The following is a 15,374-nucleotide window of genomic DNA, read 5'->3' on the forward strand; positions in this document are numbered from 1 at the left end:
TTTAAGCCTATTTAGTCTCTATTTGGATCTATTTTTTATGACACAAATTTCCATTCAACCCGGCACACAGGCCGATCTGCGTCAAACCGCTGATCTGCTCAATGAAATCATCGCAGCGGGCGGCACCACCGCGATCACCAAGACCATGACCAAAGAGGCGCTTGGCGAATGGCTGATGGCCAATCCGGAGGACGCTACCTGGCATGTCGCCCTCGCCGAAAACGGCACGCTCTTGGGTTTTCAATGGATCGGCCCCTATGCCGCCCTGCCCCCAGAAGCCTGCGACATCGGCACTTTTGTCAAAACCGGCCAAACCGGCATGGGCATCGGCTCCAAACTGTTTGACGCCACAAAGACGGCTGCGCGCAAATTGGGCTATGAATGGATCAACGCCGAAATCCGCGCCGACAACGCCGGTGGCCTCGCCTACTATCAAAGCCGCAGCTTTGAAACCTACGCGCGGAAATCCGACGTCGCGCTGGCCGATGGCACCACCGTGGACAAAATCCACAAACGTTACGACCTGACATAACAAACGCGCCAGAGAAGATCTCCGGCGCGTCGTTTCACGTGAAACAGATCTGAGGTGCTGCGCAGGCAAACCTATGCTTCCGCAGCGCCCCCCTTTCCCGCGCTCAATGGCTTAAGACAGCGCCTCAATCACCTGCTGCGCCACGGCGGCAGAGGAGTTCGGGTTCTGACCGGTGATCAGGTGCCCGTCTTTCTGCACATAAGGCATCCAGTCTTCACCTTTGGAGTAAATCCCGCCACGGGCGATCAGCGTGTCTTCCAACAGCTGCGGCACAACATTGGTCAGCGCCACGGCGTCTTCTTCGGTGTTGGAAAAACCGGTCACTTTGCGGTCTTTGACGATGTATTCGCCCTCTGCGTCTTTTGCGTTCACCAGAACAATCGGGCCGTGGCAGACAGAGCCAACCGGCTTTTGCGCGGCAAAGAAATCTTCGATCAGCTTGATGGAGTCCGCATCCTCAACCAGATCCCACATCGGACCGTGGCCACCGGGATAGAAAATCGCGTCAAAATCCTCGGCTGCCATATCTGCCAGCTTTGCGGTGCTGTTCAGCGCGGAATTTGCCGCCGCATCCGCCTCAAATCGGTGGGTGTGCTCGGTCTGGAAATCAGGCTCATTGCTCTTTGGGTCGAGCGGTGGCAAGCCCCCTTTGGGCGACGCCAGCGTGACCTCAAAACCAGCATCAATGAACTCATAGTAAGGCGCCGCCAGCTCTTCGAGCCAGAAGCCGGTTTTTGCACCGGTGTCGCCGAGTTGGTCATGGGATGTCAGCGCCACGAGGATCTTTTTGGTCATCAGATGTTCCTGCCTATGATGTGAGGCAGCCCGCGCCGCCTCTTCTGAGGAGGCATCTAGGTATCATTGCATAGGTGACGCAAGTGACGTAACTGACAACACATCTTTGCACATGAGCAACAATAAGGAATGGCGGCATGGCGCTCTGGGACGGGATCGAAGAATTTGCCACGGTGGCGCAAACCGGCAGCTTCACCACAGCGGCGCGGCGGCTCAATGTCTCCACCTCTCATATCTCGCGCCGGGTTCAGGCGCTGGAGGACCGGCTCGGCACAAAGCTTCTGGCGCGCACCACCCGCACCGTGCGGGTCACCGAACGCGGGGCGGAATACCTCGCGCAGATCGAAAACGTCATCTCCGGCCTGCAGGAGGCAAACCAGAGCATCGCAGGAGATGTCGCAGCGCTCTCCGGTCTGATCCGCGTGTCTGCCGCTGGCCCCTTTGCCGAAACTGTGGTGGCGCCAAGGCTTCTAGAATTTGCCCAAGCCAATCCACGCATCACGCTTGAAATAGATTTCAACAACCGCAATGTGGATCTGATCGCGGATGGCTATGATTTTGCCCTGCGCTACGGCGTGCTCTCAAACAGCTCGCTGATTGCACGCAAGCTGGTCAACCACCGGCTATCCTGCGTCGCCGCCCCCGCATATCTCGCGCGCCACGGCACACCGCAAAAGCCACAGGATCTGCGCCAGCATTCCTGCCTTGTTGCCAACAACGACACCTGGCTGTTTCACGACCCGGAAAGCGGCGGCCCCCTGCCCGTCAAAATCTCAGGCCGCCTGCGCACCAACAATATTCCACTCATGCAGGATGCTGTCCGGCGTGGCTTTGGCATTGCCTATTCGCCCATTGGAAATCTGCAACCGCTGATCGACGCAGGCGAAGCCACCCCCATCCTCGAAGGTTTTGAGGACCAGAGCCGCTCTCACTGGATTGTTTATGCAGACCGCCGCCTCATGCCACGCCATGTGCGCGCGGCGATAGATCACCTGCTGGCGTCCTTTGCCAACGAACGCAGCTGAAACGCGTTTTTCACACAAGATCCGGGCGGCGCAGCCGTTGCGCAAAAAGTTAAAAGCGCCGGGCGAAATTCGCACCGACGCAATACCGACGTGTTACCACCGCGATACAGACAGGCCGTTTTGGCCGACTCAGAGCAAAATTAACGCGGCGAGCGCTTGGCCAGAATCCGCTGCAACGTCCGGCGATGCATATTCAGCCGCCGCGCCGTTTCACTCACATTGCGGTCACACAATTCATAGACCCGCTGGATGTGTTCCCAGCGCACCCGATCCGCACTCATCGGGTTTTCCGGTGGCGGCGGCAGCTCATCTCCGGTGCTCAAAAGCGCATTGGTCACGTCCTGCGCATCCGCCGGTTTGCTGAGGTAGTCCGTCGCCCCGATCTTCACCGCAGCCACAGCAGTTGCAATCGCGCCGTAGCCGGTCAGCACCACCACGCGGCTGTCTTCGCGCTTCTCTCGAATGACCTCGACAACGTCCAATCCATTGCCATCCCCAAGGCGCAAATCAACCACGGCATAGGCTGGAGGACGGGCTGTTGCGATGGCTTGACCCGCAGCAACCGATCCGGCGGTTTCCACCTCAAAGCCCCGTTTTTCCATGGCTTTTGCCAGTCGTTTCAGAAACGGTTCATCATCATCTACGAGGAGGAGCGATTTGTCCGGCCCGATCTCCGACAGCGCGCTATCAGCCATTTGCCTGTTTCCTATGCCAATTTTCTAACTTGTAACGGCACAGCCAAACTTGGTCAAACCGAGGCCTGCGTTACATGTTTTCTACGAAACAGCCTACTCTTTGGGCCATATCTGCTGCCGAAACATCGCGACGGAAGTATTCCACAAACCCATGCCCCGGCAGTGTCAGGTAGGTAAAAGTGGAGTGATCCACGAGGTAATACTCCTCATCCCCATCTTCTGCCGGCTGCTTTTTGTAGTAGGTGCGATAAGCTTGGCTCGCAGCTTTCACCTGCTCGGGGGAACCGGAAAGCCCGATCATGCGCGGGTGCATGTAATCCGTGTATTCCTTCATCACTTCCGGCGTATCGCGCTCTGGGTCGATGGTGATGAATACCGGTGTGACGATATCCCCATCTTCCTCAAGGATTTCAGCGGCTTCCGCATTTCGTGTGGCGTCCAGAGGGCACACATCCGGGCAGAAGGTATAGCCGAAATAGATCAGCGCAGGCTCTGTCAGAACATCCTTTTCGGTGACCGTCTGACCATCTTCATCCACCAGCTCAAAAGGCCCGCCAATCGCACTGATTCCGCCCGCGACCTGCCCCTGACGGCACTGCGCAAACTGATCTGCCCCATGACCTCCGCGGCCAACAAACCACATCGCGGCCAGCGCAAAGATCGCCACAAAAACAGCAACAGCTGCCACCATTCGAACCATGTCGCACCTCACCAAGTCATGTTGCGGGATATGGCCTAGAGACCTATCAAGTACGGGCAAAGACACAAGTGGAAAGGCCGGAAAATGACGGATTTGTCAGGCGAACTGCTCAGCGCAAATCGACGCAGCAACTGGATTCGCCTGCGTACATTCATCGCTTTGCGCTGGATTGCGATTGCCGGGCAAATTGTCGCGCTGCTTGTGGCGCAATTCGGCTTTGGCCTGGTTCTGGAATACGGGCTTTGCTACCTCGCGGTGGGCATTTCGGTGATCGGCAATCTAGTCGCGATTTTTGTCTTTCCCGAGAACAAGTTGCTCACCGAGTCCGAGAACCGCTACATGCTGTTGTTTGACGTGCTGCAGCTTGGTTTCTTGCTGTTCCTGACCGGCGGCCTACACAACCCCTTCGCCTTTCTGGTTGTCGCTCCTGTCACCATTGCCGCCTCTGTCCTATCGCTCCGCTCCGCCGTCACGCTGGCCGCGCTGGCGGTGATCATCGTCACCGCACTTCTGGAATTCCACCTGCCGCTGCGCACCCAGAATTTCTTTATTCTACAAGTGTCTGACGTGTTCTTGTTTGGCAACTGGGCCGCCATCGTGATCGCGATTTCCTTCTCCTCATTCTATTCGCGTCAGGTTGTGACAGAGATGTCCTCCATGGCCGAAGCCTTGGCCGCAACCCAAATGGCGCTCGCACGGGAGCAGAAGCTCACCGATCTTGGCGGCGTTGTCGCCGCTGCCGCCCATGAGCTGGGAACCCCCCTGGCCACCATCAAACTGGCCAGCGCGGAGCTATTTGAAGAACTGGATGACCGCCCGGATCTCCGTGAAGACGCCGCCCTGATCCGGGAGCAGACAGACCGGTGCAGAGACATCCTGCGCTCCATGGGTCGTGCCGGCAAAGACGATCTGCACCTGCGCAAGGCACCTCTTTCCACAGTCATCGAAGAGGCAGCCGAGCCTCATATGGATCGGGGCAAAGAGATCATATTTGATCATTTTGAGATCGTGGACGGCCCGGAAATTTTGCGTCGGCCAGAGATCATCCACGGCTTGAGAAACCTCATTCAGAACGCGGTCGACTTTGCCCGAGAGAACGTGTGGGTTGAAACAGAATGGGACGAAACGTCGATCTATTTGCGCATCCTGGATGATGGGCCCGGTTACCCGCCTCACCTGATCGGCCGCATTGGCGACCCCTTCATGCGGCACCGCAAACCAGAGAAGGAACGCAAGAAGCGTCCGGGCTACGAGGGCATGGGGCTTGGCCTATTCATCGCAAAAACGCTGCTGGAGAGATCCGGTGCGGAGATCAGTTTTGCAAACGGTTCCAAGGTGATAGAGGAAGGCCGGTTCACCACGGCGCGCAGCGGCGCCGTGGTAGAGGTCATCTGGCCGCGGCAAAAAATCGAGGCGAACCTCAATCTCAATCTTGTTGGAAGCGGCGAAAATCCGGTGCATCAAACATAGGCCTGAGCAGATAAATCTTGCAAAACAAGCGGATTCTTGCACACTCTTAACGAATTCAACGAAGACCTTCCTCTCCACTACGTTGCTAATGGAGACTTCCATGTTGTTAACGAGTACTCAGCTTCTGTTTGTTTTGGCCGTTTCGGTCTTATTTGTGACCTGCGTCTGGATGATGACCCGACGCCTGCCGCCAAACACCCGACCGCCAACAGAGATCGCACCAAACGCCACCAAAGCCTGCTTTCTGTTTCGCTCCGGAAGTTTGGTTGATGCCAATCCCGCAGCGCTTCAGATATGTGCTGAGACGCCGGTTGAGACTTTTGACTGGTCCGCGCTCCACCAGAAGATGACGCCGCTCTTTCCGGATTTCCCAAGAATTCAAGGCGCCAGTCAGGATCGCGACGTTACCATTTTACGGTCGCAAGATCCGGAAGACGGCTCCATCGTGACCATAGATCAATGGGACGAAGTCGCCCGCATCACCATCGCGCAAGACGATGCGCCCGATGCGGCCCGTCGCACCGCGATTATGCAGGCCATGTTTCAAGCTCCCAATCCGATCTGGAAATCAGACACCGAGGGAAACGTGGTCTGGCGCAATGGGTCATATAAGAACCTGGTTGGGCAGCTAGGCCATCAGTCCAGAAATGAGCCGATTTTTGACGTCCGCGAGTTGATCGTTGGGGAACCTTCCAAACGATTGCAAGTCACCGACAAAATCGGCGCCACGACCCGATGGTTTGACGTGACCGCGGTGCAGGCGGGCAACAACGTGATGTATTATGCCACTGAGGCAGATGCCGTCGTATCCGCTTTGGATGCACAGCGCAGTTTTGTGCAAATCTTCTCCAAGACCTTTGCGCATCTTTCAACCGGACTGGCAATTTTTGACCGTGATCGCCGACTGATCCTCTTTAACCCTGCTCTTATGTCGCTCACCGGGCTCAGCGCGGAGTTTCTATCCAAGCGCTGTGACGCGAAATCTTTCTTTGATCAGCTCAGGGAAATGCACGTAGCGCCCAACATCAGCACCAACAAAAGCTGGGCGGAGCAGGTTGAAATCATCATGCAGGCGGCACTTGAGGACCGCTATAGCAAGACCTGGACCTTGCCCTCTGGCGTCACCTATCGCGTCACGGGCCGCCCACATCCGGATGGCGCTTTAGTCTTTCTGGTGGAAGACATCACAGCGGAAATCACCGTCACACGACGTTTTCGCGCCGAGCTGGATCAGTGTCACGGCGTATTGGATACGATCAAATCTGCGCTTGTTCTGTTTTCCTCCACCGGCCAGCTGCAGCTTTGCAACGAAGCTTACCGGCGTCTCTGGAAATCAGACCCGGACAGCAGCTTTGCCAAATACACCCTCACAGACGCCCTCGCCCACTGGCGCAGTGATTGCCTGCCCAATGAGATATGGCCGCAGCTCCAAAACCGTATCCTGTCGACCTCCATTCGAGAGCACTGGCATGCTACCATCACGCTGAAAACACTCACTGCTGTGCGTCTGACACTGACGCCCATAGCAGGAGGAATGACGCTGGTTGCCTTTGACAAGATCTTGCCCTTTGGCACGCCGGATCCGATAAGAGTGGAAACACAGGAAGAGACACCCATTCACGGCTGATCTCGCTTGCAGCCTCCGGCCGCGATTTTTACTGTGGCCGCATGACTGTCCTCCAGCTTTCCCTCGATCTTTCTTCTGCCGACGCAACGCGGCAATTGGCCATGCGTATCGGCACAACACTCACACCGGGTGATGTTGTGCTTCTGGAAGGTCCGATAGGTGCCGGCAAAACGCATTTTGCCCGCAGCCTGATCCAATCCCTTTTGCCGATTGTGGAAGATGTGCCCTCCCCCACGTTCACACTGGTGCAGGTCTATGATGGACCTAAGAGCGAAATCTGGCACGCGGATCTCTATCGCCTCTCTGCCCCCGATGAGGTGGTTGAGCTTGGCCTAACCGATGCTTTTGAAGAAGCTATTTGTCTGGTGGAGTGGCCTGACCGCCTTGCGGAGCTGCAACCTGAAAACGCCCTAACGCTTTCCTTTGCCCTCGCCGAAGAGGAAGACAGGCGTCAACTGACCCTGTCAGCGACCGCGCCGCGCTGGTCCGATCTGTTTGAAAGCCTGTCCGAATGACCGTGCGTGCGCCCTTGATCGCTGCATTTTTGCAAGAAACCCAGTGGTCTGATGCTGCGCAGACGCCGCTTGCCGGGGATGCCTCCGCACGTCGTTATATCCGGTTACAACACCCATCCGGGGAGACTGCCATATTGATGGATGCGCCCAAGGAAAACGGTGAAGACATTCGCCCTTTCTTGCGGATCGCGCAGTTTTTGACGGCGCATGGTTTCTCCGCGCCGGAGATCTGGCACGCGTCAGAAGACGCTGGTTCGATTGTGATGGAAGACCTTGGCGACGACCTTTTTGTAAAGGTCATGGCGGATGGGACAGCCGATCAGCTTTCGCTTTATCAGGCCGCTGTGGATGTGCTGCTTGAACTGCAAGCGCTGGCTCCGCCCGCCGATCTGGCGGTGATGGATCACAAAACGCTCGCGGAAATGACTGAGCCCGCTTTCACTTGGTATTGCGACGCACCTGCCAAGGGGATCGATGAAGCCTTCGCAAGTTTTGTGGGGGCGTTACAGCACCTGTTGGAGACTTACCTTCCCGAACCAAGCGTACTTGTGTTGCGCGATTTTCATGCGGAGAACCTGATCTGGCTGCCCGATCGCGCCGACAGCGCACGTGTGGGGCTGTTGGATTTTCAGGACGCTTTGATAGGCCATCCAGCCTATGATCTGGTATCGATGCTGCAGGACGCGCGTCGGGATGTGCCTGAAGATATCGAGCGTGCGACCAAGGCCTATTACCAACGCAAAACCCAGTCAGATCCTGAAACCTTTGATGCCGGCTACCACCTGTTTGGTTTGCAGCGAAACCTTCGCATCCTCGGCATCTTTGCCCGATTGTGTAAGCAGGCCGGGAAACCGCATTATGTAGATTTCATACCGCGCGTTCATGCCCATGTGATCCGCAATCTGGCCCACCCTGCCCTGCAGGACATCGCCAGAGTGCTAAAATCTGTTCTGCCTGAACCAACCCCAAAATTTCTCCAATCTTTGAAAGATCAATGCGCCACACACCCGAAGCCATAATGCTGTTCGCCGCCGGTTTTGGCACGCGCATGGGCACACTGACCAAAGACCGCCCCAAACCGCTTTTGTCCGTTGGGGGCAAAACGCTGTTGGACCACACACTGGACCTGGCACAAGCCGTTTCCCCTCAGAAAATTGTGGTGAATGCACACTATCACTATGTTCAGATTGGAGCCCATCTGGCGCACAAAGATGTGGCGGTTTCTGTCGAGTCTCCTGACATTCTGGAAACTGGCGGTGGGTTGCGGCATGCCCTGCCCCTGTTGGGCGAAGGTCCTGTTTTCACCAGCAACACAGACGCGGTTTGGCGCGGTCCAAATCCCTTTGAATTGCTAAAATCCGCGTGGAACCCCGAGAGCATGGATGCATTGCTGCTTTGCGTTCCGAAAGAACACGCTGTTGGCCATGTGCGTTCTGGCGATTTCTTGGTGGACGCTGACGGAAAACTCACACGTGGACCGGGGCAGATCTACACCGGGGTGCAAATTCTGAAAACGCAGGGGTTGTCCGAGATCAGAGAAACGGCTTTTTCGCTAAACCTATTGTGGGACCGTATGCTGGAGAACGACCGTCTGTTCGGCCTCACATACCCGGGATCGTGGTGCGACGTGGGTTCGCCAGAAGGCATCGCGCTCGCTGAAACCATGTTGGAGGCCCACGATGTTTGAGCCAAGCGAGACGCCGCGCGTTTTTGCGCTCGCACCCGGCGTGGATTTTCCCGAGGCCTTTGTGAAGGGACTGCGCACGCGGTTTGACGGCAAGCCACCACAGGACATTGCCCACGCGCAGGTGATTGTGAACACCGCCCGTATGGCGCGCCGCATCCAGACGCTTTTTGACAACGGCCCGGCGACGCTCTTGCCGCGCATTCAATTACTTGGAGATTTTGCCAACACAGAATCCGCAGACCTGCCCAAGGCATCCTCGCCCATCCACCAACGCTTTGAGCTGATCCAGCTGGTCACGCGCTTGCTGGAACAACAGCCCGACTTGGCTGCGCGGGCCTCTGTCTATGACCTCGCCGACAGTCTCGCCTCTCTGTTTGATGAGATGGCCGGAGAAGGTGTGGCCGTGGACACCATTGAGACACTTGATGTGGCTGATCAGTCCGGTCACTGGGCGCGCGCGCAGTCATTCTTTGCGATTGCCCGGCATTTTCTGGAAGATCTCGAAAGCGCACCGGGTGCCGAGGCGCGTCAACGTCGTGCCATTGAGGCCATCATCGCGCGTTGGGAAACTGCACCCCCGACCCATCCAATCATATTGGCGGGCTCCACCGGGTCTCGCGGCACCATGCAGCTTCTGATGCGGGCCGTTGCGCAGCTTCCGAAAGGTGCGATTGTTTTGCCCGGTTTTGATTTTGACATGCCTGCGGCCACCTGGGGGCATCTCAGCACAGCTTTGGAAAGTGAAGATCACCCGCAGTTCCGGTATCATGCCTTGCTGGCGTCATTGGATCTGCCGATCAAAGATGTTCAAACATGGGATCCCTGCCCGGCTCCCTCACCTGCGCGCAATCGGCTGGTTTCGCTCGCGCTGCGACCTGCCCCGGTCACGGACCAGTGGCTTAGCGAAGGCCCGACGCTTGGAGATCTGCTTCCCGCCACCAAGGATGTCACTTTGGTTGAGGCAACAACGCAGCGCGAAGAAGCTCTCACCATCGCCGCTCGCATGCGCAAAGCCGCAGAAGACGGACAAACCTGCGCGTTGATCACGCCCGACCGGATGCTCACACGCCAAGTCACTGCGGCGTTGGATCGCTGGGGGATCGTGCCCGACGACAGCGCCGGGCAACCTCTTCAACTCTCCCCTCCAGGCCGTTTCCTGCGCCATGTTGTGACTCTGTTTCATCAAAAACTTACCTCTGAGATGCTGCTGACGCTGCTGAAACACCCGTTGGCGCACAGCGGAGCAGAACGTGGCAAACACCTGCGCTATACAAGGGAGCTAGAGCTTTGGCTGCGCCGAAAAGGCGTCACCTATCCAGAGGCAGAAACGCTCAGCGCTTGGGCGCAGACCCAGAAAGACGATATGTCAGAGTGGATCGCCTGGCTCACGGGGTGCTTCTGCGATCAGCTCCGCGGGGCCTCAGATATGGCCGACCTGCTTGAGGCGCATCTTTTGCTTTCAGAAAAGATCGCCGATGGTCCCCAAGGGGATGAAGAAACGGGAAGCTGCGCGCTTTGGCAGGAAGCTGCTGGGCGTGTGGCCGTGCGGGTTTTGGCCGATATCAAGGACCATGCGCCTGTTGTTGGCGAGATTTCGTCAACAGATTACGCGGATCTCATAGGAGCGCTTCTTTCGCGTGGAGAGGTTCGTGATCGTGATGCAGGCCACCCACACATTCTGATCTGGGGCACGTTGGAAGCTCGTGTTCAAGGGGCGGATCTTGTGATCCTCGGTGGCCTAAACGAAGGCAGCTGGCCAGAAGCGCCCAGCCCTGACCCGTGGCTCAACCGGAAAATGCGCCACGATGCCGGCTTGCTGCTGCCTGAACGCCGCATCGGTCTTGCTGCGCATGATTTCCAACAGGCCGTTGGCGCGCCAGAGGTCTGGATCACCCGCGCGATCCGATCTGACGAAGCCGAAACCGTACCTTCGCGCTGGGTCAATCGCCTAATCAACCTTTTGGGCGGCTTGCCACAGCAAAACGGTCCGGAGGCTTTGGCAGAAATGCGCGGGCGTGCACAGTTTTGGCTTGATCGCGTTCGAGCCTTAGAAACCGTGCCGCTTGTGCCAGCCGCAAAACGTCCTTCGCCCACTCCGCCTGCTGCAGCGCGCCCGCGAAAGCTCTCCGTTACAGAAATCAAGCGCCTGATCCGCGATCCATATGCGATTTACGCCAAACACGTGCTGCGCTTGCGCCCGCTTGATCCTCTGATGCGCACACCGGATGCCCTGTTGCGCGGGATCGTCGTACATGAGGTTCTTGAAACGCTGATCAAGGAAAGCCGTGATCAGGATATTCCTGTGACCCGCGCGCGCATTTTGGAGATATCAGATACTGTTTTGGCACAAAACGTCCCCTGGGCCACTGCGCGTGCGCTTTGGTTGGCCCGCCTCGCGCGCGTTTCAGATCACATTGTACATGGCGAGGAACGACGCCGGAAACGCGCCACTCCGCTGGCTTTTGAAGCGGAAACACGCGCACGGATTGAAGAGTTGGATTTCACGCTCACGGCCACGGCGGACAGGATCGACCGCACCGAGAAAGGCGATCTGATCCTTTATGACTACAAAACCGGTGCGCCGCCTTCCAAGGACGAGCAGACCTATTTTGACAAACAGCTGCTTTTGGAAGCGGCCATGGCGGAACAGAACGGTTTTAAGGACATTGATCCGGCGCAGGTCGCTGATGCGATTTATATCGGCCTGGGAACCACCCCCAAGGATCAACCAGCCCCGCTGGCCGAAACACCCACTGAAAAGGTTTGGGAGGAGTTTTCGACCCTCATCGGCCACTACCTTGAAGACGGGAAAGGATTCACCTCCCGCCGCGCCATGCAATCGGAGCGCGACGAAGGTCTTTATGATCAGCTCGCCCGGTTTGGCGAGTGGGACGCGACGGATGAACCTGCGCCGGAGGAGTTAACATGAACGCACCAAACGACGCGACCCTGCGCCAGATCTCTGCCGCGCGCCCCGATGCCAGCACATGGCTCTCAGCCAACGCCGGATCCGGCAAAACCCGCGTGCTGACCGACCGCGTGGCCCGGCTCCTGCTCGAAGGGGTCCTGCCTCAGCATATCCTTTGCCTGACCTACACAAAGGCAGCCGCAAGTGAGATGCAAAACCGACTTTTCAAGCGCCTTGGCAGTTGGGCCATGAAAAGTGATGAAGAGCTTGCTGCCGAGTTGGCCGAGCTCGGCGTGGCAGGCAAAGCCAATTCAGAAGACCTGCGCCAAGCGCGCACGCTGTTTGCCCGCGCGATTGAGACACCGGGCGGTTTGAAAATTCAGACCATCCACTCTTTCTGCGCCTCTCTGCTCCGCCGTTTCCCATTGGAGGCCGGTGTGTCTCCGTTGTTTTCTGAGATGGAAGACCGTGCCGCGGCGCTCCTTCGGGAAGACATCGTCGAAGACATGGCGGAGGGCAAGGATGCGCCGCTTCTTCGTGATGTCGCGGTGCATTTTACCGGCGCAGCCCTCGAAGAGCTTTCAGCGGCTATCACACGGCACGCAGACCGGCTGCGAAATGGAAAATCCAGCTCTGAACTCGGTGCCTTGTTGGGATTGCCGGATGGATACGATCAAACGCAGTTGCTCGCTGAGGTTTTTCTTGGCGGAGAAATTGAGCTGATCACGCGGGTCATCGCTATGCTGCGTACTGGCGGGACAAACGACAACCGCGCTGCGGATAAGCTTGCTGCAATTTCCGCGCCAAACCTTGCCGCGCTGGAAATCTTGGAAACCGTTCTGCTCAACGGTAAGGCGGCAAAATCACCATTTTCAGCCAAGTTAGACACTTTTCCAACTAAAGGGCTGCGCACCAAACACCCAGATCTGATTGATCACCTTCAGCCCTTGATGCTGCGTGTGGAGGATGTGCGTCCTCGCCGCGTCGCGCTGCGGGCCACGGAACGCAGTGCAGCGCTTCATGCTTTTGCCGCACGTTTCCTTGCGCACTATGACAAAGCCAAGCAGCAGCGCGGATGGCTCGACTTTGATGACCTGATCCTACGTGCGCGCAATCTGCTCAACGAACCCGCTGTCGCCGAGTGGGTGCTTTATCGTCTGGATGGTGGTATTGACCACATTCTCGTGGATGAGGCTCAGGATACGAGCCCAGTGCAGTGGCAAGTGATCGAACGACTGGCACAGGAATTCACATCCGGCACCGGTGCGCGCAGCGATATCACGCGTACGATATTTGTTGTGGGAGACCAAAAACAGTCGATCTACAGCTTTCAAGGCGCTGATCCCGCGGAGTTTGACCGCATGCGCGAAGAGTTCGCCGCCCGTTTGGAGCCGACGGGTAATCAACTGCAAAACCTATGCCTTGAATATTCTTTCCGCTCTTCGCCAGCAGTGCTCAATCTGGTGGACACCTGCTTTGAGCATCATGTGGAAGCCGGGTTCCCCGCTGGCAATCGTCACATAGCGTTCAACGATGATATGCCCGGTCGCGTTGATTTGTGGCCTGTGGTCGAACCTGTTGGAAAAGCAGAGAAAGACGAGTGGTTTGATCCGGTTGATCGCCTTGGAGACACCCACCATACGGTGATCCTTGCCGAACGCGTCGCAGCGCAAATCGCACGCATGATCAAACAGGACACAATTGCGGATAAACGCGGGCCGGACGGAAAATTCACGCAACGCGCCATTGAACCTGGTGATTTCCTGATCTTGGTGCAGCGGCGCTCTGATCTTTTCCATGAGATTATCCGGGCCTGCAAACTCCAAGGGCTGCCAATCGCAGGGGCCGACCGCCTTAAGGTGGGCGGGGAAATGGCCGTGCGCGATCTTGGTGCACTCCTGTCCTTCCTCGCCACGCCGGAAGATGATCTTTCACTTGCCACAGTCCTGCGTTCACCGCTGTTTGGCTGGTCTGAACAGCACCTGTTTGATCTGGCGCATCGCCGAAAGCCGGGGTCCTATCTTTGGACTGCGCTACGAGATCGCAGCGCAGAGTTTCCAGAGACCATGGCCATTCTGAATGACATGCGCGGACAGACCGACTTTTTGCGCCCTTATGATTTGATCGAGCGGATCCTGACCCGGCACAAGGGCCGGCACGCATTGCTCGCCAGACTGGGGGCTGAGGCGGAAGACGGCATCAACGCGCTGCTGAGCCAAGCTCTGGCTTATGAAAAATCCTCGGTGCCCAGCCTGACCGGTTTCCTTCAGTGGATGGAAACCGACGATCTGGAGATCAAGCGCCAGATGGACAGCGCCTCCAACCGTATTCGCGTGATGACCGTGCATGGCTCCAAAGGGTTGGAGGCGCCAATTGTGATTATGCCGGACACAGGCAAACGTCTCATCAAAACCGATGCGCCGATTGTGCCGGTGGGGCAGACAGCCTTGTGGAATATGTCCGCAGATGCGGCACCTGACGCTCTTTCAGATGCGCGTGCTGAAATGGCTGAAGCACAGGCAGCGGAAAGGCTTCGCTTGCTTTATGTTGCCATGACGCGGGCGGAAAAATGGCTGATCGTTGCGGCGGCGGGTGATCTCGGCAAAGATGGCAACAGTTGGTATGACATTGTGCGCAGCGCGATGGTGGCTTCAGACGCGGAGCCGTACAAGTTTCAGGGCGGCGAGGGCCTGCGGCTCGATCACGGAGATTGGACAGGATCCGCTACAAAACCGCCTGAAACCGTGCCTGACATCAAACCTGATATTCCGGAGTATTTGCAAACCGCGGCCGCGGAGCCGTTGCCAAAATCCGGCACACTGAGCCCTTCAGACCTCGGGGGCGCCAAGGCTTTGGCTGGTGAGCAGGGGCTTGATCAGGAAGCGGCCATGCAACGGGGAACGTGGTTGCACGTGTTGCTGGAACACTTGCCAATGCATCCACAAGAGCGCTGGAAAGAAGTCGCAGAGAACCTGCTGCAGGATGATCTTGTTGAGATGGAAGACGGCCTTTTTTCAGCATTGCTTGATGAAGCTCAAACCAATCTTACTGCATCGGAACTGACCTGGATCTTTGCGCAGGAAGCCCTGGCTGAGGTACCAATCACGGCAGATTTAGGGACGCATCGCTTACATGGGATCATCGATCGGCTTGTCATTCAGGACGATTGTATCTGGGCCGTCGACTTCAAAACCAACGCTGTTGTTCCCGAAAATCCCAAGGCCACACCCGAAGGGATTTTGCGGCAGATGGGGGCCTATACCCATGCTTTGGAACAGGTTTTCCCCGGCAAAGCCATACGGACTGCTATCCTATGGACAGCCAAAGCAGAGCTTATGGAATTGCCACACGATCTTGTGACAAATGCACTGCGCGCCACAGCATATCTTGACGCCCTGCCGCCGCAAACCTAGGTTCCAC

Annotated in this window: 12 protein-coding genes; 9 read left to right on the forward strand and 3 right to left on the reverse strand. The window is 57.2% G+C overall.

Translation table 11 applies throughout. The annotated features are described in order from the left end of the window. Positions 1-37 precede the first annotated feature (37 nt). Positions 38-532, forward strand: coding sequence for a GNAT family N-acetyltransferase (locus J7400_RS01365; protein WP_209058178.1), 495 nt, complete (start codon positions 38-40; stop codon positions 530-532). 111 nt (positions 533-643) lie between these two features. Here the strand turns inward: J7400_RS01365 and J7400_RS01370 are convergent, their stop codons facing one another. After that, positions 644-1,327: a type 1 glutamine amidotransferase domain-containing protein gene (locus J7400_RS01370; protein WP_209058179.1), complete on the reverse strand. Its 684-nt coding sequence runs from the start codon at positions 1,325-1,327 to the stop codon at positions 644-646. 137 nt (positions 1,328-1,464) lie between these two features. Here J7400_RS01370 and J7400_RS01375 point away from each other — a divergent pair, with 137 nt between their 5' ends. After that, positions 1,465-2,352 carry a LysR family transcriptional regulator gene (locus J7400_RS01375; protein WP_209058181.1) on the forward strand — a complete coding sequence of 296 codons (888 nt, stop codon included), beginning with the start codon at positions 1,465-1,467 and terminating at the stop codon, positions 2,350-2,352. A 140-nt stretch (positions 2,353-2,492) separates the two neighbouring features. Here the strand turns inward: J7400_RS01375 and J7400_RS01380 are convergent, their stop codons facing one another. Beyond that, entirely contained in the window at positions 2,493-3,047 is a 555-nt protein-coding gene (locus J7400_RS01380) for an ActR/PrrA/RegA family redox response regulator transcription factor (RefSeq protein ID WP_209058183.1), read from the reverse strand. A 70-nt stretch (positions 3,048-3,117) separates the two neighbouring features. After that, positions 3,118-3,747, reverse strand: coding sequence for an SCO family protein (locus J7400_RS01385; RefSeq protein WP_209058186.1), 630 nt, complete (start codon positions 3,745-3,747; stop codon positions 3,118-3,120). An 84-nt stretch (positions 3,748-3,831) separates the two neighbouring features. On the opposite strand from J7400_RS01385, the gene J7400_RS01390 reads away from it, so the two are divergent. The 7 genes from J7400_RS01390 to addA all read left to right on the forward strand — a co-directional run bounded on the left by J7400_RS01390 (position 3,832) and on the right by addA (position 15,367). Then, positions 3,832-5,217: a sensor histidine kinase RegB gene (locus J7400_RS01390; protein ID WP_209058188.1), complete on the forward strand. Its 1,386-nt coding sequence runs from the start codon at positions 3,832-3,834 to the stop codon at positions 5,215-5,217. Between the two features lie 100 nt (positions 5,218-5,317). Next, on the forward strand, positions 5,318-6,844 hold the full coding sequence (locus J7400_RS01395; RefSeq protein ID WP_209058190.1) for a PAS-domain containing protein: 1,527 nt from the start codon (positions 5,318-5,320) through the stop codon (positions 6,842-6,844). A 41-nt stretch (positions 6,845-6,885) separates the two neighbouring features. After that, positions 6,886-7,359 (forward strand): tRNA (adenosine(37)-N6)-threonylcarbamoyltransferase complex ATPase subunit type 1 TsaE, encoded by a 474-nt coding sequence (gene tsaE / locus J7400_RS01400; protein WP_209058192.1) that lies wholly within the window; start codon positions 6,886-6,888, stop codon positions 7,357-7,359. Beyond that, entirely contained in the window at positions 7,356-8,378 is a 1,023-nt protein-coding gene (locus J7400_RS01405; RefSeq protein WP_209058196.1) for a phosphotransferase, read from the forward strand. Before tsaE ends, J7400_RS01405 begins: the two co-directional genes overlap by 4 nt. Next, complete coding sequence (locus tag J7400_RS01410) at positions 8,354-9,046, forward strand: nucleotidyltransferase family protein (protein WP_209058209.1); 693 nt, start codon at positions 8,354-8,356, stop codon at positions 9,044-9,046. Before J7400_RS01405 ends, J7400_RS01410 begins: the two co-directional genes overlap by 25 nt. Next, entirely contained in the window at positions 9,039-11,975 is a 2,937-nt protein-coding gene (gene addB, locus J7400_RS01415; protein ID WP_209058211.1) for a double-strand break repair protein AddB, read from the forward strand. The genes J7400_RS01410 and addB overlap by 8 nt, the downstream gene beginning before the upstream one ends. Then, entirely contained in the window at positions 11,972-15,367 is a 3,396-nt protein-coding gene (gene addA, locus J7400_RS01420; protein WP_209058213.1) for a double-strand break repair helicase AddA, read from the forward strand. Before addB ends, addA begins: the two co-directional genes overlap by 4 nt. Positions 15,368-15,374 lie beyond the last annotated feature (7 nt).

Source organism: Shimia sp. R9_2 (genome assembly GCF_017743735.1).
Classification (GTDB): domain Bacteria; phylum Pseudomonadota; class Alphaproteobacteria; order Rhodobacterales; family Rhodobacteraceae; genus Shimia.